Raw genomic sequence first — 26,730 nt, forward strand, 5'->3', positions numbered from 1 at the left:
CGTGGCCGGGGTGGTCAGGTGGGTCAACGGGGGGTGTTGGGGGTGTGGTCCGGGGCGCTCGGCCGGAGCGTTGTGGCGGTGCGGCGGCCGGGAGTTCGACGCGGGGGAGGGCGGGGCGTTCATGTCCGTCCTCCGAGTTGCACCAGAGGCGCGTACGGCGCGCAGCCGTAGCGGCGCAGCAGGGCCGCCGGGCCCTGGGCGCGCAGGCGGGCGGCGGAGAGCTGGTCCAGCAGCCGGCCGGCCGCGCCGGCCGCGGCGGCGTCGTCCGGGCCCAGCGCCGCCGGGAGGGCGCGGCAGCCGGCGCAGTAGCCGCCCTCGGCGGGGTCGGCGCCGCCGCGGGCACGCAACTGGTCCGGCCCGAGGGTGCGGATCAGCCGCAGCCGCGGCGAGTCCAGGGTGCGGCGGCGGACGGTCGGCCAGTCGTCCTCCGCGATGTGCCCGAGCCGCAGGTGCGGCGGGACGGGCCGCAGGTCCACCGTCCGCTGGTTGCAGCAGGCGAGCACCGTCCCGTCGGGCGCGACGGTCGGCCACGCCGCCATCGCGCACGGCCCGCCCCGCCCCGCCACCGTCCGGCCGCTGGTGGCGCGGCCGACCGCGCGCACCTCGTTGACCAGCATCGGCACCCGCTCGCCGAACTCCTTGACCACCGCAGCCGTCGCCTCCGCCAGGTACGGGTCGTCCGGGCCGGTACCCGTCAGGTGCAGGCTGACGGGCACCCCCGCGTCCAGCACCTGCGCGAGCACCCGGAACACGTCGGCACGCGAAACCTCGCGCTCGTGCGGGGCGTCCAGGCTCGCCGAGAAGTGGTCGAGCGCCGTGATCGTCCGCAGGATCGGCGCCGGGATCCGACCGCTGTCGCGCGCGAAGAACAACCCACTCAGCAACGAGACCCGCGCCCCGGTGTGCTGCGCCGCACGCGTCAGCTCGTACGCCAGCCCCGGCAGCAGCAGCGGCTCACCGCCGGTCAGCAGCACCACCTCCGGGCGCTGCTCCGGCGTGAACGACTCTACGAACCGCAGGAGTTGAACGCGCCGCGCACCGTCCGGATGCTCGGGCGAGTCCATCGAGGAGGCCGTCGAACAGTGCGCACAGCTCAACGGGCACCGCCGGGTCAGAGCAACCAACAACCCGGCGGCCGGCTCCGGACGCAGACCGAGGATCTCCGACAGCTCCACCGTCCGTCCCTCCTCCCGTCCGAGCGAGTGCCAACAGGACTGTGGGGCGCGCCGCTTGCGGGCCGGTACAGGGCCGCATAAGGGGCGGTACAGCGGGTCGCGGAGCCGCCCAGGCGCAGCGCACGAGCCACCTGTACGACGCCGGCGGCGGGGTGACCGGCTCGCGATGGCGACGCGCGCAGCGGAGGCTGACGTTCGAGGTCATCGCCGAAGCCCTGCGGGAGCTGATCCGCTCGGGCGGGCTGGAGCCCGGCGGACGCGCTGCCGACGCAGGCGGCGTTGATGCGGGAGCTCGGAGCCTCGAGCCTGCCTCCTCCGGCTGCCGCCTGTGCTGGGTGCTGGCGGAGGGCGGGCCCGCGCCCGTTGTAGGCAACTTCCGGTGTATGGCAGCCTGTTCGGGTTTGCTCGCCCCGGGCGGGAGGTCACCGGCCCAAGCTCCAGCCAGCGCCCGCGAGAATCGGCGTACGTGTGTTCGGATGGTGGCTCCATGGGGTGAAGCCCGATGTCAGTGCGGGGTGGTCCCCCGTATGCTGGCCTCAGTAGCCGTGTCCCGTCCCTGCTGGAGGTCCCGATGAGCACACTCGACGCGGAGTACCCCGGCTACCCGCCGCTCCGGCCCCGCGTTTCGGTCGAGGAGTTGCTGGCCGCGAAGAACGCCCAGCCGATCCGGTCCCTGGACGACCTCGCCGCCGACACCTTCGAGTCGGACGAGGAACTGGAGGAGTTCCTGGCCTTCACGTACGCCGAGCGTCACCGCGACGTCGCCTGAGCCGCCGCCGTGCAACCTGTCAGCCTCGACACCGACGTCGCCTCGCTCTCCCACAAGCGCAAGCTCACCGGCCCGCTCGCCGCCAGGCTGATCGGCCGCAAGCCGCTGATCACCTTCGTGACCTTCGGCGAACTGACCAAGTGGACCGAGATCCGCCACTGAGGCACCCGCAGCCGCCAGGAACTCGCCGACTGGCTCTCCGGAATGCCGGTCCTGCCCGGCGACGAAGCCGTCGCCGCGACCTGGGGCCGCCTGTCAGCCGCGGGCATCCAGCGCGGACGCCCACGCCCGATCAACGACATGTGGATCGCGGCCTGCGCCCTCACCTACGACCTGCCGCTCGCCACGCTCAACCTCAAGGACTACGAGGACTTCCGAGCCCATCACGGCCTGCGCATCCTCGGCGCGGAGTAGCTACTCCTCCGGGCGCACTGTTGGGCGCGAACGACCTTACGAACCGCAGCAGTTGGGCGCGTCGCATGCCGCCAGGGTGTGCGGGGGCGGTCCATCGAGTGCACGCGACCGCCGGGTCGGGGTTTCAGTGCGGGTGGGCGATCCAGGGGTGGTCGTCGGGGTTGCGCATTTGATCGAGGATGTTGCGCAGTCCGTCGGCGTCGTGGATCCAGCGGACGGTGTCGATGAGTTCGTCGGCGGCCGCGGCGTCGAGGAGCGGGTCGAGCTCGGCGGGGATGGGGTCGTCGACGAGGCAGAGCCAGGCGATGGCCGCGCTCACTCGTACCTCCGTCGGCCGGGTGGGGTCCTGCCACCAGGCGCGGGTGTGGGCGATTGTGGTGGGATCGCGTGTCTCCCAGGCCAGTTGGGCGATGGCGAGGACCAGGCTCGCGCGGGTCATCGGGTCGGTCTCGGTGGCGAAGCGGGTGTGCAGGGCGGCCGTGATCCGGTCGCGGGCGGGGACGGCGGCGGCCGCGAGGGCGTAGGCGGTGACGGCGCGGAGCGTCGCGGTGGGGTGGTCGAGCAGGGGCAGCAGCAGGTCCGTGTCGTCGGCGATGGCCTGCTGGGCGGCCTGGACGGACCAGTTGGCGTTGTGGCCGCTGCAATCGAAGACAACGCGGTCGGCAGGTTCGCGGGCACGTAGCAGTCCGGTGCGGGTGCCGCTTCCGAAGTGTGGGCGGCGGGCGAGACTCCCGACCAGGAGGAGGACGTCGGGGTCGGGACGAGCGAGGGCGGTGCGGATCAGGAAGGGGACGGCGAGGGTGCCGGCTGTGGAAGGGGTGCCCTGGTGGCAGGCGCTGTTCCACAGGCGGGACAGCGCCCGGTCGGCGCTCTCCGTGTCGCCGTGGCGGATCTGCTCCAGCAGGTGGGGGATCCCGGCGCCGTCGAACCAGTCCCACGGCACCGCGTCGTACTGCGGGCCGTCCTTGACCTCGGCGGTCATCGCGGCCATGACCGTCCGTACGTCGTGCGAGGTGTCCACGTGGGACCCCGGCCGGTGTTCCTCCCAGGTCGCGGCGGTGTCCTTCTCGACCTGCCAGCTCGCGATGACGTCCGCCCACTCTCCGTCGTACGGGTCGAGATCATCAGTGCTCATGGCGACGCACCGTAGCGCCCGCCGCCGACACCGGCCCGGGATCCGTTCGGTGGGCGATTGCGCGGCGCACGGGTGACCCCCAGGGCGGATCCCGCACCGCGCTGTCCGCGGTGGGGAACGGTCTCGAACCATTCCCCTCGTACTCGAATGGCGGTTCTTCATGCGTCGTATCGGCATGCTCATCGCGACCACCCTCGGCGCGGCCGTCCTGGCCGCCGGCCCGACAGCGTCGGCGGACATCCCCCAGCAGCCCGACCAGGCCCCGGCCCAGGACCCGGCTCAGGACCCGGCCGGGACGCCGACGGAGGACGCCGACGCGAAGAGCTGCGTCAAGGCCGACACATCACCCTCCGCCGTCACCAACCAGACCGAAGGGGTCGCCCTGATCTTCGACGCACCCGACTGCACCGGCCACGTACTCGGCGCCATGCTGCCGGGCGAGACCAAGGACCTCACGCTCGGCCAGAGCGTCCTCTTCGTCCAGTAGCGGCCCGCCCACCAGCCGAGAAGCGCCGGCCACCACGACGGTGGCCGGCGCTTTGCGTTCCGTCGGGCGGGCCGGGGTGGGCGCGCAGGTGGGTGAGGTGGGGGCTCGCCAGGCGCGACGTTCAGCTGCTCGTGTCGGAGGCGCGCTGCTCGTCGCGCGTGCGGCGCAGCAGGTCGCGACGCTCGTGGATCTCTTCGGGGGTGATCGGGCCGTGTTCGGCCTCGGCGAGGGTGATGAGCTCGTCGAGGTTGTCCCGTTCGAGCCGGCGGACAGCCGGAGGGGTCGCTGCGGGTCGGGCCGCTTCGGCAATGTCGCGAGGCCTGGTGATCGAGTGCTTCTGGGTGGGCTCGCTCATGCCCCTCATTCTGGTGCTCACGGTCGGTCAGACGCGGGCTGCTGGAGGTGGGCGTGGAGGTGGGTGAGGAGTGGGAGGGAGTAGTGGGCGGTGTGGGCGGGGGCTTCTTCGGTGGGGCAGAGGAGGACGCCGGCCAGGATGAGGTGTTCGAGGGCGGCGAGGGCGGGGGCGGGGGGGAGGTCGAGGGCGTGGCGGGCGTGGGTGAGGTCGAAGGTGGGGGTCCAGGGGTGGCGGGTCAGGTGGGTGAGGGTGGTGCGTTGGTCGGGGGTGAGGGTGTGCCATTGGGTGTCGAGGCGGTCGCGGAGGCGGGTTTCTCCGACGGCGAGTTCGTCGAGGGCGCGGTGGGGGTCGGCGAGGCGGTCGGCGAATTCGTCGAGGGGGAGGTGGCGGAGGGCGGCGAGTTTGTAGCCGGCCAGGCGGACGGCGGCGGGCAGGAGGCCGCATGCGGTGACGATGCGTTCGGCGGCGGTGGGGGCGGCGTCGACGCGGTGGGTGCCGACGAGGAGTGACAGCAGGGCGAGGGCTTCGGGGAGGGTGAAGGGGGCGAGGTCGGTGCGGTGGGTGGCGCCGAGGCCGGGGAGAGGGGTGCGGCCGGTGACCAGGGCGACGGCGGGGCCGGGCGGTGGGAGCAGGGCGTGGGTGGTGTGGTCGTCGGAGGCGCCGTCCAGGATGACCAGTGCCCGGTGTTCGGCCAGCCATTCGCGCCAGGTCTGCAAGGGGTCGGCGGTGTCGGTGGCGAGCAGCCGGGCCAGGTCGGCGGCGACGGCCCGGGGTTCGCGGGCGCGGCCGGTGGCGTCCCGCAGGTGGATGAAGAGGCGGCCGTCGGGGAAGTCGTCGCGCAGTGCGTGGGCGGCGCGGATCGCGAGTGCGGTCTTGCCGACGCCGATCGGTCCGGTCAGCACCACCGGCCGTTCGGCGCGGCGTGCGGCGCGGACCAGTTCCGCGACCTGCTGTTCCCGTCCGGTGAACGCGGTGGTGTCCGGCGGCAGCACGGTCCGGCCCGAGCGCGCGGCGGCACGCGGAGGCGGGGGCGTCGGGCGGTCGGCGAGCAGTTCGCGGTGGCAGGCCTCCAGCTCGGGGCCGGGGGACAGGCCCAGTTCGCGGGAGAGTTGCTGGCGCAGTTGCGCGAACGCGGCGAGTGCTTCGGCGCGCCGCCCGGCGCGGTGCAGGGCGAGCAGGTGGACGGCCTGGAGGCGTTCGCGCAGGGGGTGACGGTCGGTCAGGTCGGTGAGGGCGCCCGCGACCCGGCCGGCGTGACCGAGCCGCAGTTCGACCTCGGCCCAGTCCTCGACGGCCGCGAGGTAGCGGGCGGTCAGTCGTTCGGCGACGGCCCGCAGCGCGGAGGAGTGCCGCAGTTCCGGCAGTGGCGGGCCGGCCCACAGCCGCAGTGCCTCGCCGAGCAGCCGGCCGGCCTGTTCGTCGTCCTGCCGGGCCGCCGCCTCACGGCCGGACCGGACCAGGGCGGCGAACCGCAGGGTGTCCAACTCCTCGTCGGCGACGTGCAGTTCGTAGCCGCCGGGGCGGTGCACCAGGCGGGCCGCACCGAGTGCCCCGCGCAGGCCGGAGACGTACACCTGGAGGTTCTTGCGGGCGGACCGGGGCGGTTCGTCCTCCCAGACGGCCTCGGTCAGCAGGTCGGTGGAGAGCAGCGTGTTGGGGTGGCCGAGCAGGGCGGCCAGGACGGCGCGCTGTTTGAGCGAGCCGAGGGCGAGCGGGCCGTGGCCGGTCTCGGCGGCGAGCTGGCCGAGCAGGCGGAAGCGCAGCGGTGGGCGCTCGGGGTTCGGGGTGGCGGGGCGGTGATTCAGTCCGGCGATCACGAAGCCTCCTCACCCGCACGGAGCACCGTTGCTGCGCGCGTCCATGACAGGTCAGCCTGTCAGAGGGGTGGGCGCTCCGGGTATCCCAGGTTTCTGGGATGTTCCACGACCCGCGGCCAGGCCAGCGCGAGCAGCGCGGCGTCGTCGTCGGCGCCGCCGGTGGCGAAGGCGCGGGAGTCGCGGTGCAGCCAGTCCAGCAGGGCGACGGGGTCGGGGCCGTCGGGCTGCGACTCCAGGTGGGCGGTCAGGCGGGGGAGCAGCGGGTAGAAGGCGCCGTCGGCGGCGCGGGCCTCGGTGAGGCCGTCGGTGTACAGCAGCAGGGTGTCGCCGGGGCCCAGCGGGACGGCGGGTGCGGGCTCCGCGGCCACCGGGTCGGGGAGCAGGCCGCTCAGGCCGAGCGGCGGGCGCGGGGAGACCGGGAGTTCGGCGACGCCGGTGCCGCGCAGGATCAGCGGCGGCGGGTGCCCGCAGGACAGCCCGTGGGCGGTTCCGTCGGCGGCGATCTCGACCAGGAAGGCGGTGCCGAACGCCTCCGAGTCGTTCAGGTGGCGCCGCAGGCTGGTGTCCATCCGGTCCGCGAGGTCGTCGAGGCGGGCGTGGTCCTGGGCGGCCTCGTGGAACGAACCGAGGATGACGGCGGCGGTGGCGACGGCGTCCAGGCCCTTGCCGCGGACGTCGCCGATCAGGGCGCGGACGCCGAACGCGGTGTCCGCCACCGCGTACAAGTCCCCGCCGACGCGGGCGTACTGTGCGGCGGCCCGGTACGCGGCGGCGGTGCGGAACGGTCCGACGACGGGCGGCGGCGGCCGCAGGATCGCGCGCTGGGCGGCCTCGGCGACCGAGCTGACCTCCACCAGGTGCGCGGCCGCCTGCTCGCGACGGTGCACCAGGAAGACGCCCAGCGCCGCGATGATGGCGATCACCGAGGTGGTGCCGATCGCGGCGCCGATCCGGCCCGGCTCGTCCGGGACGAAGGCCCAGCGGGTGCCGATCGCGAGCACCGCCGACGCCAGGATCATCGGCGGCCGGAACGCCATCGACACCAGGGCCGGCACCGCGACCACCACCGACGGCGTCTGCCAGCCGTCCGGCGCGAACTGCAGGCCGACCATCACGCAGTACATCAGGACGGCGGTCCCCAGCGACACCACCCGCCCCACCCTGCCGACCCCGTACCCCGCGCCGTCCTCACCGCCGTCGGTCCACACCGGCACTCACCTCCCACCCGCCCGCACAACTGCCGCGCAATCCTCCCGCGAGGCAGGGGCCTTGGGCGCGCCGCCACACCGCTGCGCGGCACACCGCTGCGCGGCACACCGCTGCGCGGCACACCGCTGCGCGGCACACCGCTGCGCGGCACACCGCTGCGTGGCACACCGCTGCGCGGCAGCCGGTCAGTCGCCGGTGGTCAGTCGTCGGCGCGGCACAGGCGGACCAGGCAGCTGGCGTAGTCGCCGGCCGGCAGCGGTGGCTCGATGCCGCGGTGGACCAGGACGGCGCCGCTGTACTCCTGGTTCCGGTCCAGGTCGAGGTAGTTGGCGGCGGGGTCGAGCGTGGGCAGGCGGATCGGGGCGGGCGGGTGCCCGAAGCGGGTGGTGGGGCGCCAGACGAGGAGCGCGTGGTCCCGGCCGTCGTGGGAGGCGTAGTGGACGGCGCCCACCGGTCCGGGCGGCGCGAGCCGGTGCTGGACGCCGCGCTGGACGAGCGGGCGGATCTGCTTGTAGCGGGTGACGAGTTCGGCGGCCTCGGCGAGGTCCTCCGCCGACCAGGACGTCAGGTCGCCGCCGATCCCGAGCGCCCCGGCCATCGCGACGTGGAAGCGGAACCGCAGCGGGGTGCTCCGCCCGGTCGCCGGGTTGGGGCTGTCGGTGACCCACGCGGCCATCGCCTGGGCGGGGAAGAGCTGTGAGAAGCCGTGCTGGATCCCGATCCGGTCGACCGGGTCGGTGTTGTCGGACGTCCAGGCCTGGTCGGTGCGGGCGAGCATGCCGAGGTCGACCCGGCCGCCGCCGCCCGCGCAGGCCTCGATGCGCAGGCCCGGGTGGTCGGCGCGCAGCCGGTCCATGATCCGGTGGACGGCCCGGGTGTGTTCGATCCACAGCCGGTCCGGGTCCGGGTGGCCGTCCCAACCTGCTTCGGTGAAGGGCCGGTTGGCGTCCCACTTCAGCCAGTCGACGGCGTGTTCGCGGACCAGGGCGTCGAGCGTGCCGTGGGCCCAGGACTCGACCTCCGGCCGGGCGAAGTTCAGTACCAGTTGGTGGCGCAGCTCGGTGGCGTCCAGGTGCGGGGAGTGCGCCACCCAGTCGGGGTGGGTGCGGTACAGCTCGCTGTCGCGGTTGACCATCTCCGGTTCCACCCAGAGTCCGAACTCCATTCCGAGCCGGTGTACTTCGTCGGCCAGCGGGCGCAGCCCGCGGGGGAAGGCGGCGGGCCGGGGCGTCCAGTCGCCGAGCCCGGAGCGGTCGTCGCGCCGGGTGCCGAACCAGCCGTCGTCCAGTACGAACAGTTCGGCGCCGAGCCCGGCGGCGAGCCGCGCCAGGCGGAGCTGGCCGGCCTCGGAGACGTCGAAGCCGGTGGCCTCCCAGGAGTTGTACAGCACCGGCCGGTCCTGTTCGGGCCGCGGCAGGACGTGCCGGCGCACGTGGTCGTGCCAGGCGGTACTGGACGCGCCGAAGCCGTTGGCGGTGTACAGGCCGGCGAACACGGGGGTGTGCAGCCGTTCGCCGGCCCGCAGCGTCCAGGTGGTGCCGTCGTGGCCGAAGCCGCCGGTCCAGCCGGTGCGGCCGACCGGGTCGCGGTGCACGGTGATGCGCCAACTGCCGCTCCAGGCCAGTGCGGTGCTCCACACCTCGCCGTGTTCCTCGGCCGCGGTGCCGTCGTCCACGGCCAGCCATGGGTTCGCGTGGTGCCCGGTCAGGCCCCGGCGGCTGGTCAGGACGGTCTCGGCGACCGGCAGCCGGTCGCGCCGCAGCTGGAACTCGCTGTTCCAGCCGCCCACCAGGTGGCTGAGTCGGTAGTCGGCCAGCGCGGGGGTCCGCCAGGCGGCCGAGTCGAGCCGGTCGACGGTGATCGGTTCGTCGGGGCCGTCCGCGGGGCCGAGGTGGGTCAGTTCGGTCCAGCGCTCGATCACGTCGCTGTCGGGCCGGACGCGGTAGCAGAGTTCGGCGCGCAGCGGGCGGCGGCGGTCCTGGAGGCGCAGCCGCAGTTCGCCGCCGTCGACGTGGTGGCCGGTGAAGCGCCACTGGGCGCCGCGGGTGCCGTCGGCGAAGCGGACCTGGAGGCCGGCCGGGCCGAAGCGCGCGCCGGTCTGCGGCGCGAGTTCGTCGGCGGCGGCGTCGTCCTCGAAGCTGCTGTCGGCGGGGGAGCCGGCGGCGGGCAGCGCCGCCAGGGCGGCGGTGTCGAGCGGGGCGCCCCAGTACAGGTGCCGGGGGCTGCCGTCGGAGTGCAGGCGCAGGGCGTACACGCTGTTCGGGGTGCGCAGGACCGCGAGGCCGCGGTCGGGGTCGAAGCTGACGGGCGGAGGCGTGGCGGGCACGAGTGAAACCCCTGACGCGCGAAGGGAGTTGGGTGGCGTCCGGCCGGAGGCGGCTCCCGAGCGTAGGGCGGTCCCGGTCCCCGAATCAATACTGTCGGAAGTTATTTATTTGCTCTAGATTGCCCACGTGTCCCGACAACGCTCGCAACCCCTTGTCAGCGCCCCGGCCGAGACCGCGATCCTTTCCCGTCTGCTGGCCGAAGGGCCGCTCAGCAGAGTCGAGTTGGCGCGCCGCACCGGGCTCTCCTCGACGGCCGTCACCAAGGCGGCCCGGCCACTGATCGACGGTGGCTACCTGTACGAACTGCCACCCGAGCGCACCGCCCCCGGTGCGGGCCGGCCGGTGTACCCGCTCGCGGTCGACCGGGACCGCGAGTACTTCCTCGGCGTGAAAATCAGCGCCGACCAACTCTTCGGCGCGGTATGCGACTTGAGGGCGGGCATCCGGGACACCGCAGTCCGGCCGGTGGAGGTCTGCACCCCGGAGGCCGTCACTGCGGTGCTCGCCGAACTGGTCGAGGAACTGCTCGACTCCGAGCCCGGGTTCCGGGCCCGCACCCGCCACCTCGGGATCGCGGTGAACGGCGACGTGGACCGCGACAGGGGACGGCTGCGGCACTCCGGCCTGCTCGGCTGGCGCAACGTCCCGCTGGCCGAACTACTGGAGGCCGCAACCGGGTTGAGCGTCACCGTGGAGAACGACGTGCGGGCGCTGACGGTCGCCGAGCACTGGTTCGGCGAAGGCATCGGCACCGGCTACTTCGCCCTGGTCACCATCGGTTCGGGCATCGGCTCCGCCCTGGTCGTCAACGGCCAGCTGATGCGCGGCGCGTACGGCGTCGCCGGCGAGGTCGGCCACCTGTGCGTCGACCCGGCCGGGCCGCGCTGCCGGTGCGGCGCCCGGGGCTGCGTCGAGGCGATCGGATCGATCGACGTCATCCTCGACACCGTCCGGCAGGCGGCCGGAGATCCGCGGCTCACCTTCCCCGAGGTGGTCCGGATGGCCCGCGAGGGCCGGCCCGAGGCCCGCGAGGCGTTCGCCAGGGCCGGGAAGGCGATCGGCACCGGCATCGCCGCGCTGGTCAACCTGATCGGCCCGGAGCGGGTGGTGGTCAGCGGCGAGGGCGTCGACGCCTACGACCTGTTCAGCCGTCACATCCAGGACGCGTACGCGGCGCACGCCTTCGGCGCGGCCTCCCGCTGCCCACTGTCGCTGCGCCCGCTGCCCTGGCAGGAATGGGCCCGCGGCGGCGCCGCGGTGGCCATCCAGGCGCTCTTCCCGCAACCGCCCGCCGGCGGCTGACCCGCAGCCGCGCCCGACCCTCCGACTTCCCGACCCCGCCCCCGACCGTCCGACTGCCGACACCCAGACCGCCGACCGCCCGACTGCCGATCCCTCGGCCCCCGATTCCCGACCACCGAGTCCCCGATCGCCGATCTCTCGGCACCGATTCCCGGCCTGCGGCGGCGCGGCGGTGGCCATCCAGGCGCTCTTCCCGCAACCGCCGGCGGCGGCCGACCCGCAGCCGCGCCCGACCCTCCGACTTCCCGACCCCGCCCCCGACTTCCCGGTCTCTGACTGCCCGACCGCTGACTCCTCGGCACCGATTCCCGACTGCCGACCGCCGACTGCCGACTGCCGACCGCCGGACTGCCGACCTCTCGGCCCCTTGACCGCCGGCCCCCGTCCACCGATTTCCCGACCGTCCGACCGCCGACCTTTCGGCCCCCGAGTCCCGACCCCCGACCCCCGCCCGCCGCCCGCCCGGGCCGGCAGGCAGCGGCGACGAGCCGGTCGGGGTGAGCAAGTGCCCTGCAACCCCCTCACAGCAAGGACACGCGCCCCATGAACACCCCCGCGCCCCAGATCGACCGACGCAGGTTCCTCACCGGATCGCTGCTGATCGCCGCCGGAGCGGTCGTCAGCACCGCCTGCAGTACCGATCCCACCGGCGGGTCCTCCGGCGGTAGGACCACCCTCAACGTCTGGTACCACGCCTACGGCGAGGCCGGCACCCAGCAGGCAGTGCTCCGCTACGCCACCGCCTTCACCAAGGCCAACCCGGACATCGCGGTCAAGGTGACCTGGGTCCCGGGCGACTACGCGGGCAAGCTCTACGCGAGCCTGCTGACAGACGCGGCCCCCGACGTGTTCGAGATCGGCGACTTCGACGAGGGCCTCGCCCACCGCGGGCAGATAGCCCCGCTCGACGACCTCTACGGCGACGCCAAGGCCGACTTCAACGCCGCCGCCCTCGACACCGTCACCGTCGAGGGCAAGCTGTACGGCGTCAAGATGATCGACGACGTGCTGATGGTCTACTACCGCAAGAGCGTCCTGGCCGCGGCCGGAATCACCCCGCCCACCACCTTCGACGGCCTGGCCGCCGCCGCGAAGGCGCTGAGCACCGGAAAGTCCAAGGGCCTGTACCTGGGCACCGACGGCACCGGCGACGGCCCCGCCATCGCCGTGATGTCCACCGGCGGCGAACTGGTCACCCGCGAGGGCAAGGTGGCGTTCGGCTCGCCGCAGGCCCTGGAGGCGCTCACCGCCTTCAAGCGCCTGCACGACGACAAGTCGCTGCTGCTCGGCTTCACCACCGACTGGTGGGACCCGTCCGCGTTCACCCAGGGCATGGCGGCGATGCAGTGGTGCGGCTTGTGGGCGATGCCCGCCGTCCAGACCGCGCTCGGCGACGACTTCGGCGTCATGCCGTGGCCCGCGTTCCGCGAGGGCGGCACCCCCGTGCTGCGGGTCGGCGGCTGGACCAGCTGCGTCAACGCCAAGGGCCGGCACGTGGACGCGGCGAAGAAGTTCGTCCAGTGGCTGTGGGTGCAGAACTCCGACCTGCAGCGGGACTTCGCCGAGAGCTACGGCCTGCACGTGCCGCCGCGCGCGTCGGTGGCCGCCACCGCGACCAAGCTCACCACCGGCCCCGCGAAGGAGACCGTCGACCTCGCCCTGAAGTACGGCCGGCACAACCCCGGCACCTGGAACACCGCGGTCAGCACCGCCTTCAACGCGGCCGCGGCGAAGATCGCCACCGGCCAGGGCGACCCCGCCGCCCTGCTCGCCGACGCGGCGGGCAAGGCCCAGAGCGAGATCGACAAGCAGCTCGGCCGATGATCCCCGCCCTCGACAGGACCCGTCCCGCGGCCGGCCGACGGGCCCGCACCGCCCGGGCCGCCCGGGCGAGCCGTTCCGGCCGGCTCGCGTTCGCCCTGCTCACCGCGCCCATGCTGATCGGGCTCGGTCTCTTCAAGTACCTGGCGATCGGCTGGAGCTTCCTGCTCAGCCTCAGCGAGGCGCGCGGCAGCATCGCCCTCGGCCACTGGGTCGGACTCGACAACTACCGCACGCTGCTGGCCGACCATGCCTTCCGCGACTCGCTGTTGACGATCCTGCTGTTCACCGCCTTCATCGTGCCGGTCACCTTCGCGGCCTCGCTCGGCCTCGCCCTGCTCGTGCACCGCGTCCGGCGCGGCCGGGCACTGCTGCGCACCGCCTTCCTGATCCCGACCGCCGTCTCGTACGTGGCGGCCTCGCTGCTGTGGAAGATGTGCCTGTTCAACGGGCTGCCGACCGGTGTCGCCAACCTGATCGGCGGCTGGTTCGGCGCCGAGCCCGTGCCCTGGCTGCAGACCGTCTCGCCACCGCTGTACTGGGTGGTGCTGGTGACGCTGCGGCTGTGGCTCCAGGTCGGCTTCTACATGGTGCTGTTCCTGGCCGGCCTGCAGGCCATTCCGCGGGAGGTGTACGAGGCCGCGGCGCTCGACGGGGCCTCCGGCCGGCGGCTGCTGACCGGCATCACCCTGCCGATGCTGCGCAACACCTCCGTCGCCGTGCTGATGCTGCTGTTCATCGCCGCGTTCCAGGCCTTCGACGAGTTCTACAACCTGTTCAGCAGCGGAATGTCCGGCACCGGGACGGCGCCCGTGCAGACCCCGCTGGTCCACCTCTACAACACCGCGCTGGGAAGCCAGAACTACGGCGTCGGCTCCGCCGGGGCGTTCCTGCTGACCGCCCTGATCGTCGGGGTGACGCTGATCCAGGGCCGGGTCACCGGCTTCGGCCGGGCCGGGGAGTGAGCGCCGCATGAGCACCTTGTCCGCCCCGCTGCGGGCCGCCCGCGTCACCGTCCGCGGCCTGCTGATCGGCCTGCTGACCGCGGTCTTCCTGGCGCCCTTCTACCTGATGCTCCGCAACGCGCTGATGGACAGCCGGGGTCTGACGGCGCCGGAGTGGACGTGGTGGCCGTCCACCATGCACTTCGACAACTTCACCGCGCTGTTCCAGGACCCGTCCGTCGCGATGGGCCCGGCGCTCGGCAACTCGCTGCTGGTCGCCGCCGTCACCGCGCCGCTGTCCACGCTGCTCGCCTCGGCCGCCGGGTACGCGCTGGCCCGGATTCCCGTCCGCGGGCGCGGCGTGGTGCTGGCGCTGGTGGTGGCGACGCTGATGATCCCCGGCTCGGCGACCTTCGTGCCGACGTTCGTCGTGGTCGGCTCGATGGGGGGCGTCAACACGCTGTGGGGCATCGTCGCGCCCGGCCTGTTCAACCCGTTCGCGGTGCTGCTGTTCCGCAACTTCTACCTGCAGTTCCCGAGCGAGATCGAGGACGCCGGCCGGCTCGACGGCCTCGGCTGGCTCGGCCTGTACCGGCGGATCGCGCTGCCCAGCTCCGGGGCGATGCTGGCCTCGCTCGGGGCACTGGCCTTCATCGACAGCTGGAACGCCTTCCTGTGGCCGCTGGTGATCGGCCAGGACCCGTCCGCCTGGACCGCGCAGATCGCGCTGTCCACCTTCCTCACCTCGCAGACCATCAACCTTCCCGGGCTGTTCGCCGGCGCTGTGGTCACCATCACGCCGCTGGTCGTCATGTTCCTGGTCGCCCAGCGGTACATCGTCGAAGGCATCGCCTCCAGCGGCCTCAAGGGCTGACCCGGCGTCACCACCCTCATTACCGCACCACCGCACCACCGCACCACCGCATCGCGCAAGGTCAGACGCACCTCTCCCCTCGTCAGGAGCGTTCCGTGAAACCTCGCCCCACCGTGCTCCGGTGTACGTCCGCCGCCCTCGCCGCGGCGTGCGCCCTCGTGCTCGGCACCCTCACCCCCACCGCGTCCGCCGCGCCCGCCGCGTCCGCCGCCGACACTCCGACCGTCGCGGCGCCCGTCCTCACCGGCCCGCAGCTCGCCGCCTCCTGGGCCGGCCCGCTGTCCACCCGGGGCCGGTACGTGGTCGACGCGAACGGCGACCGGTTCAAGCTCAAGTCCGGCAACTGGGCTGGAGCCCAAGGCACTTGGCAGGGCAGCGGCGACGTCCGCGACCCGGCGAACCACCAGGCCCGGCAGATGTCGAACAACATTCCGCTGGGCCTGGACCGGACTCCGATCGCCCGAATCCTGGCCGACTTCCACACCATGGGCCTGAACAGCATCCGGCTGCCGTTCGCCAACGCGCTCGTCCACGACACCACCGCCGTCCCGGACTCGGCCGTCGCGGCCAACCCGCAGCTCAGGGGCAAGACGCCGCTGCAGGTGATGGACGCCGTGGTCGCGGCGCTGACCGCGGACGGCTTCGCGGTGATCCTCAACAACCACACCACCAGCTACCGGTTCTGCTGCGGCCTGGACGGCAACGAACGCTGGAACAGCGGGCAGTCCACCCAGCAGTGGATCGACGACTGGGTGTTCCTGGCCAAGCGGTACCGGGACAACAAGCGGGTGGTCGGCGCCGACCTGCGCAACGAGGTCCGCCGCGACACCTGGAACGACGCCAACTGGGGCTGGGGCGACGACCACGACCTCAACCAGGCGCTGGAGGACGCCGGCAACCGGATCCTGCAGGCCGACCCCGACCTGCTGATCGTCATGGAAGGCATCAACTGGCAGGGCATCCCGACCGACCTGACCCCGCACTGGCGCCCGATGCTCACCCCCGTCGCCACCCTGTCCAACACCCTGATCCGCTCCGACAAACTCGTCTACTCCGCGCACTTCTACGGCTACACCGGCCCCAGGCACACCGGCGCCACCGGCACCGGCGAGACCCACGACGCGCGCTACGAGGAACTCACCCCCGACCAGCTCGCCCAGGCGGTCGACGACGAGGCGCTGTTCGTCACCCGCACCGGCCAGCACTTCACCGCACCGGTGTGGATCAGCGAGTTCGGCGCCGCCGGCCGCGGCCCCGCCGACGCCCGCGAACGCGCCTGGTTCGACAACTTCACCGACATCCTGGTGCGCAACGACACCGACTTCGCGATCTGGCCGCTGGTCGGCTGGAGCGACAACACCGGCACGCCGCAGGACAACTGGGCGATGGTCAACTACGCGGCGGACGGCACCCGGCTCGGCGTCATGGACACCGGCGACTGGCGCGCCGCCGACTGGAACAAGCTGATCGGCGCCCCCGCCCGCAGCGGACCGGTCGCCGACGGCCCGCGCTGGAACATGCTCAACCTCGACCACTACGACGCCAACCTGTCCGCCGCCATGCTGGCCGGGCCCGACTGGTCCTACGGCAACCGCAAGGGCAACTGCCCCGACACCCAGCGCCTGGCCGGCCTCGGCCGCAGCGACAGCCGCGGCCTGTGCACCGACGCCGGCCGGCCCGCCAAGGGCGCCGGCGCCTGGACGACCGTCACCGACGAGCGCTACGTCACCCACGGGGACTGGGCGAGCGGCTACAACAAGCTCCAGTGCCCGGACAACACCTTCGCCGTCGGCTACAGCGTCAACCGCAACGCGATGTCCGCCCTGCTGTGCGCGCCCGCCGCCAACGCGCTGCCCCTGACCGGGCGCAACGTGTGGTTCGACAGCGGCGACAACCGGCCCGCCACCGGCGGTTCGGCGGCCAGCGACTGGGCGCCCGGCTACTACAAGGGCCAGTGCGCCGACAACGAGTACCTGGCGGGCGTCGCCTACACCTGGAAGTGGAACCACGGCGGCGTGCCCGACGCGCTGCTGTGCCGCCCGCTGAACTGACCCGTCCGCCGAACTGACCGGCCCACGCCCATGCCCGCGCCCCGCCCCGCCACGAAGGGAGCACTCCCGTGCACAGCAAGCAGCGGTTGACCGAGCAGCGGCTCGCCCGCGTCCTGTCGCAGCGCGTCCGCCCGGCCGTCCACGCCCGCGCGCTGCCGCTGACGGTGGAGATCTGGAACGCCCCCGGAGAGCCGGTGCCCGCCGCGCAGGCGATCGCCGCGCCGTACCGGCCCGTCGCGGTCGGGCACCGGTGGGGGCCGGCCTGGTCGACCAGCTGGTTCCGGATCAGCGGCGAAGTCCCCGCCCACTGGGCGGGGCAGCGGATCGAGGCGGTGCTCGACCTGGGCTTCGACGTCACCGGCCCCGGTTTCTCCACCGAGGGCCTGGTGCACCGCCCCGACGGCAGCGTGGTGAAGGCGCTCAATCCGCGCAACGCCTGGATCCCCGTCGCCGACCCGGCGAGCGGCGGCGAGCGCTTCACGTACTACGTGGAGGCCGCCGCCAACCCGACCGTGCCGCTGCCCGGCGAGGCGCACCACGCGCCGACCCGGGCCGGGGACCGGCCGGCCTGGCTGACCGGCGCGGCGGCCGCCGACGGCGACCCGCTCTACCGGCTGCGCCGGGCCGAGCTGACCGTCTTCGACCGGGAGGTCTGGGAGCTCGCCCAGGACCTCGACGTGCTCGGCGAGTTGATGCACGCCCTGCCCGAGGGCGCGGAGCGACGCTGGCAGCTCCTGCACACCCTCGAACGGGCCCTGGACGCCGTGGACGTGCAGGACGTCCCGGCCACCGCGGCCGCCGCCCGGGCCGTCCTGCGCCCGGCCCTGGCCGCGCCCGCGACCGCCGGCGCCCACCGGATCTCCGCGGTCGGGCACGCCCACATCGACACCGCCTGGCTGTGGCCGCTGCGCGAGGCCGCCCGCAAGGTCGCCCGGACGGTCTCGAACGTCACCCACCTGATGGACCATCACCCCGGCTTCCGCTTCGCGATGTCCCAGGCGCAGCAGCTGGCCTGGCTGAAGGAGCAGCACCCGGCGCTCTACGCCCGGGTCCGGGAGAAGGCCGCGAGCGGGCAGTTCCTCCCGGTGGGCAGCCTGTGGGTGGAACCCGACACCAACATCACCGGCGGGGAGGCGTTCGCCCGCCAACTCGTCCACGGCAAACGGTTCTACGCGCAGGAGTTCGGCGTCGAGACCGAGGAGCTGTGGCTGCCCGACACCTTCGGCTACCAGGCGGCGATGCCGCAGCTGCTGAAACTCGCCGGGGTGCGCTGGTTCCTCACCCAGAAGATCTCCTGGAACACCACCAACAAGTTCCCGCACCACACCTTCTGGTGGGAGGGCATCGACGGCACCCGGATCTTCACCCACTTCCCGCCCGCGGACACCTACAACGGCGAGCTGACCGGCGTCGAACTCGCCCACACCGTCCGCAACTTCCAGGACAAGGGGCCCGCCAACCGGTCGCTGCTGCCGTTCGGGTACGGCGACGGCGGCGGCGGGCCCACCCGGGAGATGCTGGCCCGCGCCGAGCGGCTCGCCGACCTGGAGGGCTCGCCGCGGGTCGAGATCGAACCGCCCGCCGCGTTCTTCGCGCGCGCCCACGCCGAGTACCCCGACGCGCCGGTGTGGCTCGGCGAGCTCTACCTGGAGTTCCACCGGGGCACGCTGACCAGTCAGTTGCGCACCAAGCAGGGCAATCGGCGCAGCGAGCACCTGCTGCGCGAGGCCGAACTGTGGTCCGCCACGGCCGCCGTGCACCGCGGCCTGCCGTACCCGTACGAGGCGCTCGACCGGCTGTGGAAGACCGTCCTGCTGCACCAGTTCCACGACATCCTGCCCGGCTCGTCCATCGCCTGGGTGCACCGGCAGGCCGAGGAGACGTACGCCGCCGTCCACGCCGAACTGACCGGGATCGTCGACGCGGCGCAGCGGGCGCTGGCCGGTCCCGGGGACGGCACGGTGGTCTTCAACGGCGCGCCGCACGCCCGCGGCGGCGTCCCCGCGTTCGGCTCGGCGCCGCGCGCGGGGGAGCCGGCGCCCGAGGTCGACCCGGTGCCGGACGGCGACGGCCGCCTGGTGCTGGACAACGGGCTGGTCCGGTTCACCGTCGACGCCCGCGGCCTGGTGGTCTCCGCCGTCGACCTGGCCGCCGGCCGCGAGGCCCTGCCGCCCGGCGCCGCGGCCAACCTGCTCCAGCTCCACCAGGACTTCCCCAACGAGTACGACGCCTGGGACCTCGACGCGTTCTACCGCAACACCGTCCGCGACCTGGACGTGGCCGACGAGGTGACGGCCGTGCCCGGCGGCGTCGAGGTCCGCCGCAGCTTCGGCAGCTCGCGGATCCGGCAGCGGCTGTCCCTGCGGGAGGGTGCCCGGCGCCTCGACATCGACACCGAGATCGACTGGCACGAGCGCGAACGCATCCTCAAGGCGGCCTTCCCGCTGGACGTGCGGGCCGACCACTCCACCGCGGAGATCCCTTTCGGCCACGTCCGGCGCCCCACCCACACCAACACGAGCTGGGACGCGGCCAGGTTCGAGATCTGCGCCCACCGCTTCCTGCACGTCGGCGAACGGGGCTGGGGCGCGGCCCTGGTCAACGACTCCACCTACGGCCACGACGTCACCCGCGACGTGCGCCCCGACGGTGGCACCACCACGACCGTGCGGCTGTCGCTGCTGCGCGCCCCGCGCTTTCCCGACCCGGACGCGGACCAGGGCGCCCACCGCCTGCGGTACGGCCTGCTGCTCGGCGCCTCGGTCGCCGACGCCGTCCGCGAGGGCTACGCCCTCAACCTCGCGGAGCGGGCCGTGCCCGGTGGTACGGCGGTGGCCCCGCTGGTCTCCGTCGCGGACGACGCCGTGGTGATCGAGGCCGTCAAACTCGCCGACGACGCGTCCGGCGACCTGGTGGTCCGCCTCTACGAGGCCCATGGCGGCCGGGCCCGCACCACCCTGGCCGTCTCCGTCCCCTGGCGCACCGTCACCGAGACCGACCTGCTGGAGCGGCCGCTGCCGGACGCCGAGCCCGTCCACGCCGCCGACCGGCCCGGGCCGGTCCTCACCCTCCGCCCGTTCGAGATCCGCACCCTGCGGATCGTCCTCGCCACCGGGTCCTGAGGGCGGTGCCCGGCGGCCGGTCAGCCGGGGAAGCGCAGGCGGAGCAGGGAACCGCCGTGCGGGGCGGGGGAGATGGTGAGGTCGCCGGCGTGCGCGTCGAGGACGGCGCGGACGATGGCCAGGCCCAGGCCGGTGCCGGACAGGCCGGTGGCGGGGGAGTGGGCGAAGCCGACGCCGGTGTCCTCGACGTCGAGTTCGGCGCCGTCCCGGCCGGTGCGGCAGCGCAGGGTGATGGCGTCGCCGGGGGCGGTGTACTTGACGGCGTTCTCGACCAGGGCGTCGAGGGCGGCCTCCAGGCGGGATTCGTCGCCCTCGATGCGGACGGCGGGCGCCTCCAGGTGCCAGTGGCGGTCGGTCGCGGGCCGCCAGCGCTGGACGGTGCGGTGCACCAGGGCGTCGAGGTCGACGGGGCCGTGCTCGGGTTCGGCGGGGTGGTAGGCGTCGGCGAGGACCAGCAGCCGGCCGGAGAGGCGGGCGAGCTTGTCGAGTTCGTCGAGGACCACGTCGAGGTCCTCCCGCCCGGCCCCGGCGGGCAGTTCGCCCTGGACGAGTTCGGCGTAGCAGCGGGCGACGGTGATCGGGGTGCGCATCTCGTGCGAGCAGGTGCGGACGAACAGCTCCTTGTCCTGCTGGGCGCGGCGCTCCCGTTCGGCGGCGGCGCGGACCTCGGCGAGGGCGGCGGCGCGGCGGCGGACGTGCCAGGCCATGGCGAGGAACACCAGTGCCATCAGCGGGACTTCGGCGAGTTCGTCCCAGCCGAGGTGGCCGTGTGCGGCGTACCCGGCCATGGTGCCGCCGGTGACCAGGGTGACGGTGGTGAGCACCGCGGCCGTCCGGCGGGTGGACCAGGCCTGGAAGCCGTAGACGACGGACATGCTGATCCACACCAGGTGGAACGCCACCGTCTCCAGCTCGGGCGCGACCAGCAGCACGAGTTGGGTGCAGGCGACGAACAGCACCCAGCCCGCGAAGAGAGCGCGATTCCGCGCGGTGCGGTCAGCAGGCACTGAAGGCGTACCCGACGTTGCGCACCGTCTCGATGATCGGCCGCGGCGCCTTGCCGCGGATCCGGCGGACCGTCACGTCGACCACGTTGCTGGCCAGGTCGTCGCTGTAACCCCAGACACCGGCCAGCAGTTCGTGCCGGCTGCACACCTGTCCGGCCTGCCGCATCAGGTGGCCGAGCAGCATGAACTCCCGGTGCGAGAGCGGGATCTGGCGCCCGTCGATGCCGAGCGCCTGCCGTTCGAGGTCGAGCGCGACGTCGCCGACCCGCAGCCAGCGCTGGGGTGCGCCGGCGGGGGCGGTGCGCAGCCGGGAGCGGACGCGTTCGACCAGTTCGGCGGTGGCGAAGGGTTTGCCGAGGAAGTCGACGGCGCCGATCCGCAGGCAGCGCACCCGGGTGGCCACGTCGACCACGGCGGACAGCACCAACACGCGCTGTTCGGGGCGTAGTTCGAAGGTCTGGCGCATCACTTCGAAGCCGTCGAAGCCGGGCAGCATCAGGTCGAGCACGGCCAGGTCGTACGCCTGGTCGCGCAGGCGCTGGACGGCTTCGGGGCCGGTGGCGGCGCCGTGGACGAGGTGGCCGTCCGCGCTCAGGGTGCGGGTCAGGTAGGCCCGCAGGCGGGCTTCGTCCTCGACGACCAGCAGTCGTGCCATGCTCGGTACTGCCTCCCCCGCCCGCCGGGCGGCAATCGCGCCCAAGTTGCGGATGATTATCGCACTTTGTGTGTGCGCTGCGGAGCTGATGTGCCGTCATGACGGCTTCATGACAGGAATGTCATCTTCCCCGGCCCACCCGGCGGCCCTCCCCACACTAGGGGCCGCATCCGCCGCAACTCGTGGTCGGCCGGCGACGCGGCCCGCACACCCCCGTGGCACCCGCCGCTCCCGCCGAGCCGGAAGGGACGGACCCGCGCGACGGCGGCCGGGTGCCGACGGAAGGAGAAACGGCGTGTTCACGCGCCAGACAACGAGGCCGCCAGGCCGCAAGCGGCGGCACCTCGTCGCGATGGCCGGCGTCTGGGCCGTGGTCGCGGCCCTGCTCGGACTGCCCCCGGCCCAGACCCAGCAGGCGGCCGCCGCCGGCCCGTCCGGGCCGACCGACCAGAGCAAGGTCCCGCACTACTTCGGCCCCTGGCCGAACTGGGCGAACAGCCCGCTCACGGTCTCCCGCGCCAAGGTCCACATCAGCAGCGACGTCACCACCGTGGCCGTGGGCAACCCGCTGACCGCCCGGGCCTACGCCACCGACTACGCCACCCCGAAGGGCCAACTCGGGCCGGTGTTCGTCATCCTGACGAGCACCCCGCTGCCCGCCGGCACCCTCAAGAACTTCCGCAGCTGGAACCAGACCACCCCGGGCAACAGCCCCAGCAGCTCCGAGGGCGGCCTGTTCCACGGCTACGTGCTGCGCCCGACCGGCACCGCCGACACGTACACGGTGGTCGCCGACAGCGGACTGCGCACGGTGCCCGCGGCGGGCACCGCAGGCGGCGAGATCACCACGTACGACATGCCGGACACGCCCGTCCAGGCCGGCGACCTGATCGCCTTCTACGGCGAGGGCGTCCCCGTCGACACCGGCGTCGAGCACCCGGCCGACACCCTGGTGTACCCGGCCGGCGCGGACAACAGCACCAGCCCGGCGACCGGAGTCGCCCCCGCCAAGGACGCCACCCTCACCGTCGGCGCGCCCGGCTGGGAGCGCTACGCCACGCAGGACCGGACGTACTCCTTCGGCGCGCAGGTCGCGCTGGCCGGAGGCGGCGGCGGCGCGGAGGCCACCGCCACCGTCGACCCGCGCACCGGTGGCATCGCGAGCATCGAGGTGACCACGCCCGGCCACGGCTACGCCGAGGGCGCGACCACCGTCACCGTCGAGGGCGGCACCACGGCCGCCACCGCCACCGCCGCCATCCAGCAGACCCGCAGCGTGGTCGACTACAAGGTCGGCGCGGGCGGCAGCGGCTACGGCGGCTTCGAGGTCGCCGTCACCGGCGGCGGCGGGAGCGGCGCCGCGGCCACCGCGTCCGGCGGCGTGGCGGCCGTGAACGTCACCGACAGCGGCGCGGGCTACACCATGCCGACCGTCGACTTCGACCTGCCCGCCCAGCCGGACGGCACGGTGGCCAAGGGCCACGTCGACCCGGCCGACCTGACCCCGGGCGGCGGCGTCGCCAAGGTGATCGTCGACGACCCCGGCAGCGGCTACACCGCCGCGCCCGGCGTCACCATCCGCAACGGCACCCTCGCCGATCCGATCGCCGGCGCCACCCCGGCCGCCGCGAGCAGCGGACTGAAGCTGCTGGCCCTCACCGTCGACACGCCCGGCTCCGGCTACGCCTCGACGCCCGACGTCACCGTCACCGACCCGACCGGCCACGGCGGTTCGGGGGCTTCGGCGAGCGCCGTGACCAACCTCGGCGCGATCAGCTCGATCAGCGTCACCAGCCCCGGCGCCGGCTACCTGACGCCCGGCATCAAGAAGTTCCAGGACAAGCTGCCCGTCACCTGCAACCCAGGTGCGAACGGCACCGGCTGCCCGGACGTGCAGCAGCTGACCGACCCGAGCACCGACCCGGCGGCCAAGTTCATTCCCGAGGCGGTGCCGGAGACCGTCACCACCGGCGGCAAGCAGGCCGACCAGTACGTCATCGCCCTGGTGCAGTACCGCACCCGGTTCTCCTCCGACCTGCCGCCCACCCTGGTGCGCGGCTACGTCCAGCTCTCCACCGACGCGGTGCCCGGCCGCAAGGTCCCGCTGTACAACGAGCTGATGGACGGCACCCGGCAACAACTGCCGTACACCGGCGTCGCCGCACCGCAGTGGATGGGCCCGCTGATCGCCGCCACCAAGGACCGGCCGGTGCGGGTGGTGTTCCGCAACCTGCTGCCCACCGGCGCCGCCGGCGACCTGTTCATGCCGGTCGACAGTACCGGCATGGGCGCCGGCATGGGCCCGATGACGATGCCCGCCCCCGGCAACAGCTCCACCGTCACCGACGAGGTGCGCAACCCGCCCTGCACCAACGCCAAGTCCGGCTGCTACAAGGACAACCGGGCCAACCTGCACCTGCACGGCGGCATCACCCCGTGGATCAGCGACGGCACCCCGCACCAGTGGATCACCCCCGCGGGTGAGCAGACCGACTGGCCGCAGGGCGTCGGCGTGCAGAACGTGCCCGACATGGTGGACGGCTCCGGCGCGACCCTGTGCGCCGCCGCCGACGACGGCTGCTCGACGTTCTACTACACGAACCAGCAGAGCGCGCGGCTGATGTTCTACCACGACCACTCCTACGGCATCACCCGCCTGAACGTGTACGCGGGCGAAGCGGCCGGCTACACCATCACCGACGACACCGAGAAGGCGCTGATCAGCAGCGGCACCATCCCCGACGCCGCGTCAACCATTCCGCTGCTGGTCCAGGACCGCACCTTCGTGCCCGACGACGCCCAGCTCAAGGACCAGTTCGACGCGGGCGGCGACCGGGTCACCTACGGCCAGGACCCGACCTGGGACGCCAAACGCTGGGGCGGAAAGGGCAGCTTCTGGTACCACCACGTCTACATGCCCGCGCAGAACCCCGGCGACCCCAGCGGCATGAGCGCCTACGGCCGCTGGATGTACGGGCCGTGGTTCTGGCCGCCGGCCGGGAACACCACGTACGGGCCGATCCCCAACCCGTACCACGACCCGCACTGCAAGCTGGACGACCCGACCACCTGGCAGTACCAGGCCGCGCCCTACTGCGAGCCGGAACAGATCCCCGGCACCCCGAACATCTCCATGGGCATGGAGCAGTTCAACGACACCCCCATCGTCAACGGCGTCGCCTACCCGAAGCTGACCGTCCAGCCGAAGACCTACCGGATGCGGATGCTCAACGCCGCCAACGACCGGTTCTTCAACTTCCAGTGGTACACCGCCGACCCGAACCAGGGTGACGGCACCACCGAAGTCGCCCTCAACCCCGACGAGTTGAAGGCCGCCCAGACCGACCCCAACGTGTCGCCCACCCCGAAGGACGCGCACAACGCGGCCGCCGGGCCGAGCTGGATCCAGATCGCCAGCGAGGGCGGCTTCCTGCCCGCCCCCGCCGTCATCGACGGACAGCAGCCGACCACCTGGATCACCGACCCGACCCGCTTCGACGTCGGCAACGTGGACAAGCACTCGCTCGTCCTCGCCCCCGCCGAACGGGCCGACGTGCTGGTCGACTTCGCGAAGTTCGCGGGCAAGACCCTGATCCTCTACAACGACGCGCCCGCCGCCTACCCGGCCCGGATCGCCTCCTACGACTACTACACCGGCGCCCCCGACCTCGCCCCGGCCGGCGCCCCGAAGATCATGCCCGGCTACGGCCCCAACACCCGCACCGTCATGCAGGTGACCGTCGCCAACACCGCCCCCGCCCCCGCGTTCAACCTGTCGAAGCTCCAGGCCGCCTTCCGCCACCACGCGGACGGCTCCGGCGTCTTCGAATCCGGCCAGCACCCGGTGATCGTCGGCCAGGCGGCCTACAACTCGGCCTACGGCACCAGCTTCTCCGCCGGCAGCAACTGCAACACCGCGAACTCGACGCAGAACAACTGCGACGGACTGGTCCGGGTCAACGACACCACGGCGTTCAACTTCAACACGCTCAAAGCGCCGACGTCGAAAACCACCCTGCCACTCCAACCCAAGGCCATCCACGACGAGATGAACTCCACCACCTTCGACGCCTACGGCCGCATGCAGGCCACCCTCGGCGTCGAAGCCCAACCACCCACCCCAGGAGCCCAGAACGTCACCCTGTACCCCTACATCAACCCACAGACCGAACTGATCGACGGCACCTCGCTACCAAGAGGAGACGTCAAGGTCACCCCGATCGGAAACGCCGCCGACGGCACCCAGATCTGGCGGTTCACCCACAACGGCGTCGACACCCATCCGATCCACTTCCACCTCTACGACGTCCAAGTGCTCAACCGGGTGACCTGGGACAACATCATCATCCGGCCGGACGCCAACGAACTCGGCTGGAAGGACACCGTCCGGATGAGCCCACTGGAGGACACCATCGTCGCGCTGCGACCCGTGGTGCCCACCGTGCCCTTCGAAGTACCCAACTCGGTACGGCTGTTGGACCCGGCGATGCCCGCCGGTGACACCTCGATGTTCAACAACACCGACCCGCAGGGCAACCCGACCAACGCCATCACCAACCAACTGGTCAACTTCGGCTGGGAGTACGTCATCCACTGCCACATCCTCAGCCACGAGGAGATGGACATGATGCGGCCCGAATCGCTCGCCCTGCCCCCGGCCAAACCCGACGGACTGAGCGCCGCCGTGGTCGGCCAGGGCAGCAACGCCAAGGTCCAACTCCAGTGGCAGGACAACTCGATCACCGAGACCTCGTTCACCGTCCAGCGCTCCACCGACGGCACGAACTGGACCGACGTCGGGACGATCGCCTCGCCGCTCGACCAGCCCAACGTCCACCAGAGCCGCACCTTCGTCGACATGACGTCCGCGGCGACGAACTCGTACAGCTACCGGGTGGTCGCGCTCAACACCGTCGGCTACGGCGGACAGTTCCCGAGCATGACCGTCAAGTCCGTCTCCGACCCGCTGCAGGTTTCGGCGGCGGGCAACGGGATCCGGCGGATCCCCGGCTGACGCCCCGCTCCGGGAGGGCGGCCCTTGCGCCGCCCTCCCGGAGCGTTCAGCCCGAATCCACCGGTTGACCGTCGGTGCTGGAGCGGAGCGGAACGAAGAGATGCCCTGCGACCTGCGATGATGTGAGTTCTCTACGCTCCATCAGCACAATCGGCAAGGCATCTCTGAAGTGCAATCCTCTCACGCCATGACGGCCGTCTCCGCCGTGTTCGACGAGCCGAACCTTGTCGCGGACGCGGGCCTGGCCCCGCT

Annotated in this window: 19 protein-coding genes and 1 pseudogene; 11 read left to right on the forward strand and 9 right to left on the reverse strand. The window is 72.9% G+C overall.

Annotated elements, in window-relative coordinates; translation table 11 throughout:
* Positions 1–119: 119 nt before the first annotated feature.
* Positions 120–1,175: a radical SAM/SPASM domain-containing protein gene (locus ACIHEI_RS19075; RefSeq protein WP_396607428.1), complete on the reverse strand. Its 1,056-nt coding sequence runs from the start codon at positions 1,173–1,175 to the stop codon at positions 120–122.
* A gap of 571 nt (positions 1,176–1,746) precedes the next feature.
* Here ACIHEI_RS19075 and ACIHEI_RS19080 point away from each other — a divergent pair.
* From ACIHEI_RS19080 to ACIHEI_RS19090, 3 genes and pseudogenes are all read left to right on the forward strand, one after another.
* Positions 1,747–1,944, forward strand: coding sequence for a hypothetical protein (locus ACIHEI_RS19080; protein WP_396607429.1), 198 nt, complete (start codon positions 1,747–1,749; stop codon positions 1,942–1,944).
* 9 nt (positions 1,945–1,953) lie between these two features.
* The gene (locus tag ACIHEI_RS19085; RefSeq protein WP_396607430.1) at positions 1,954–2,106 is read left to right on the forward strand and encodes a hypothetical protein; all 153 of its coding nucleotides are present in this window, start codon (positions 1,954–1,956) and stop codon (positions 2,104–2,106) included.
* A 24-nt stretch (positions 2,107–2,130) separates the two neighbouring features.
* A pseudogene (locus ACIHEI_RS19090) lies at positions 2,131–2,358 on the forward strand (type II toxin-antitoxin system VapC family toxin); the annotation flags it as partial.
* Between the two features lie 124 nt (positions 2,359–2,482).
* On the opposite strand, the gene ACIHEI_RS19095 reads toward ACIHEI_RS19090, so the two are convergent.
* On the reverse strand, positions 2,483–3,493 hold the full coding sequence (locus ACIHEI_RS19095; protein WP_396607431.1) for a hypothetical protein: 1,011 nt from the start codon (positions 3,491–3,493) through the stop codon (positions 2,483–2,485).
* Between the two features lie 160 nt (positions 3,494–3,653).
* Between ACIHEI_RS19095 and ACIHEI_RS19100 the strand changes: the two genes are divergently transcribed.
* Entirely contained in the window at positions 3,654–3,980 is a 327-nt protein-coding gene (locus ACIHEI_RS19100) for a hypothetical protein (RefSeq protein ID WP_396607432.1), read from the forward strand.
* Positions 3,981–4,101: 121 nt separating this feature from the next.
* Here ACIHEI_RS19100 and ACIHEI_RS19105 read toward each other — a convergent pair whose 3' ends face one another.
* The 4 genes from ACIHEI_RS19105 to ACIHEI_RS19120 form a co-directional block, all read right to left on the reverse strand.
* Complete coding sequence (locus ACIHEI_RS19105; protein WP_396607433.1) at positions 4,102–4,335, reverse strand: CopG family transcriptional regulator; 234 nt, start codon at positions 4,333–4,335, stop codon at positions 4,102–4,104.
* A gap of 17 nt (positions 4,336–4,352) precedes the next feature.
* Positions 4,353–6,152, reverse strand: a complete 1,800-nt coding sequence (locus tag ACIHEI_RS19110) for a BTAD domain-containing putative transcriptional regulator (protein WP_396607434.1) — start codon at positions 6,150–6,152, stop codon at positions 4,353–4,355.
* Between the two features lie 59 nt (positions 6,153–6,211).
* Positions 6,212–7,360, reverse strand: coding sequence for a PP2C family protein-serine/threonine phosphatase (locus tag ACIHEI_RS19115; protein ID WP_396607435.1), 1,149 nt, complete (start codon positions 7,358–7,360; stop codon positions 6,212–6,214).
* A 200-nt stretch (positions 7,361–7,560) separates the two neighbouring features.
* Positions 7,561–9,687, reverse strand: coding sequence for an alpha-galactosidase (locus ACIHEI_RS19120; protein WP_396607436.1), 2,127 nt, complete (start codon positions 9,685–9,687; stop codon positions 7,561–7,563).
* Positions 9,688–9,814: 127 nt separating this feature from the next.
* Between ACIHEI_RS19120 and ACIHEI_RS19125 the strand changes: the two genes are divergently transcribed.
* The 6 genes from ACIHEI_RS19125 to ACIHEI_RS19150 all read left to right on the forward strand — a co-directional run bounded on the left by ACIHEI_RS19125 (position 9,815) and on the right by ACIHEI_RS19150 (position 19,802).
* Entirely contained in the window at positions 9,815–10,990 is a 1,176-nt protein-coding gene (locus ACIHEI_RS19125; RefSeq protein WP_392953544.1) for an ROK family protein, read from the forward strand.
* Positions 10,991–11,533: 543 nt separating this feature from the next.
* Positions 11,534–12,814: an ABC transporter substrate-binding protein gene (locus tag ACIHEI_RS19130; RefSeq protein WP_396607437.1), complete on the forward strand. Its 1,281-nt coding sequence runs from the start codon at positions 11,534–11,536 to the stop codon at positions 12,812–12,814.
* Positions 12,811–13,776, forward strand: a complete 966-nt coding sequence (locus ACIHEI_RS19135) for a carbohydrate ABC transporter permease (protein WP_392953539.1) — start codon at positions 12,811–12,813, stop codon at positions 13,774–13,776. The genes ACIHEI_RS19130 and ACIHEI_RS19135 overlap by 4 nt, the downstream gene beginning before the upstream one ends.
* Positions 13,777–13,783: 7 nt before the next feature.
* On the forward strand, positions 13,784–14,629 hold the full coding sequence (locus tag ACIHEI_RS19140; RefSeq protein WP_387642771.1) for a carbohydrate ABC transporter permease: 846 nt from the start codon (positions 13,784–13,786) through the stop codon (positions 14,627–14,629).
* Between the two features lie 95 nt (positions 14,630–14,724).
* Positions 14,725–16,680: a glycoside hydrolase family 5 protein gene (locus tag ACIHEI_RS19145; RefSeq protein WP_396607438.1), complete on the forward strand. Its 1,956-nt coding sequence runs from the start codon at positions 14,725–14,727 to the stop codon at positions 16,678–16,680.
* 68 nt (positions 16,681–16,748) lie between these two features.
* A complete protein-coding gene (locus ACIHEI_RS19150; RefSeq protein WP_396607439.1) occupies positions 16,749–19,802 on the forward strand; it encodes an alpha-mannosidase in 3,054 nt (1,017 codons plus the stop codon).
* A gap of 20 nt (positions 19,803–19,822) precedes the next feature.
* On the opposite strand, the gene ACIHEI_RS19155 is transcribed toward ACIHEI_RS19150, so the two are convergent.
* Both ACIHEI_RS19155 and ACIHEI_RS19160 read right to left on the reverse strand, forming a co-directional pair.
* The gene (locus ACIHEI_RS19155; RefSeq protein ID WP_396607440.1) at positions 19,823–20,809 is read right to left on the reverse strand and encodes a sensor histidine kinase; all 987 of its coding nucleotides are present in this window, start codon (positions 20,807–20,809) and stop codon (positions 19,823–19,825) included.
* Positions 20,799–21,464, reverse strand: a complete 666-nt coding sequence (locus tag ACIHEI_RS19160) for a response regulator transcription factor (RefSeq protein ID WP_387642767.1) — start codon at positions 21,462–21,464, stop codon at positions 20,799–20,801. Before ACIHEI_RS19160 ends, ACIHEI_RS19155 begins: the two co-directional genes overlap by 11 nt.
* 295 nt (positions 21,465–21,759) lie before the next feature.
* Here ACIHEI_RS19160 and ACIHEI_RS19165 point away from each other — a divergent pair, with 295 nt between their 5' ends.
* Positions 21,760–26,478, forward strand: coding sequence for a multicopper oxidase domain-containing protein (locus ACIHEI_RS19165; protein ID WP_396607441.1), 4,719 nt, complete (start codon positions 21,760–21,762; stop codon positions 26,476–26,478).
* A gap of 46 nt (positions 26,479–26,524) precedes the next feature.
* On the opposite strand, the gene ACIHEI_RS19170 is transcribed toward ACIHEI_RS19165, so the two are convergent.
* A partial coding sequence (locus ACIHEI_RS19170; RefSeq protein ID WP_396607442.1) for a hypothetical protein occupies positions 26,525–26,730 on the reverse strand: 206 nt, incomplete at its 5' end.

It is taken from the genome of Kitasatospora sp. NPDC051984, from assembly GCF_044593455.1.
In the GTDB taxonomy this organism is placed as follows: Bacteria; Actinomycetota; Actinomycetes; order Streptomycetales; family Streptomycetaceae; genus Kitasatospora.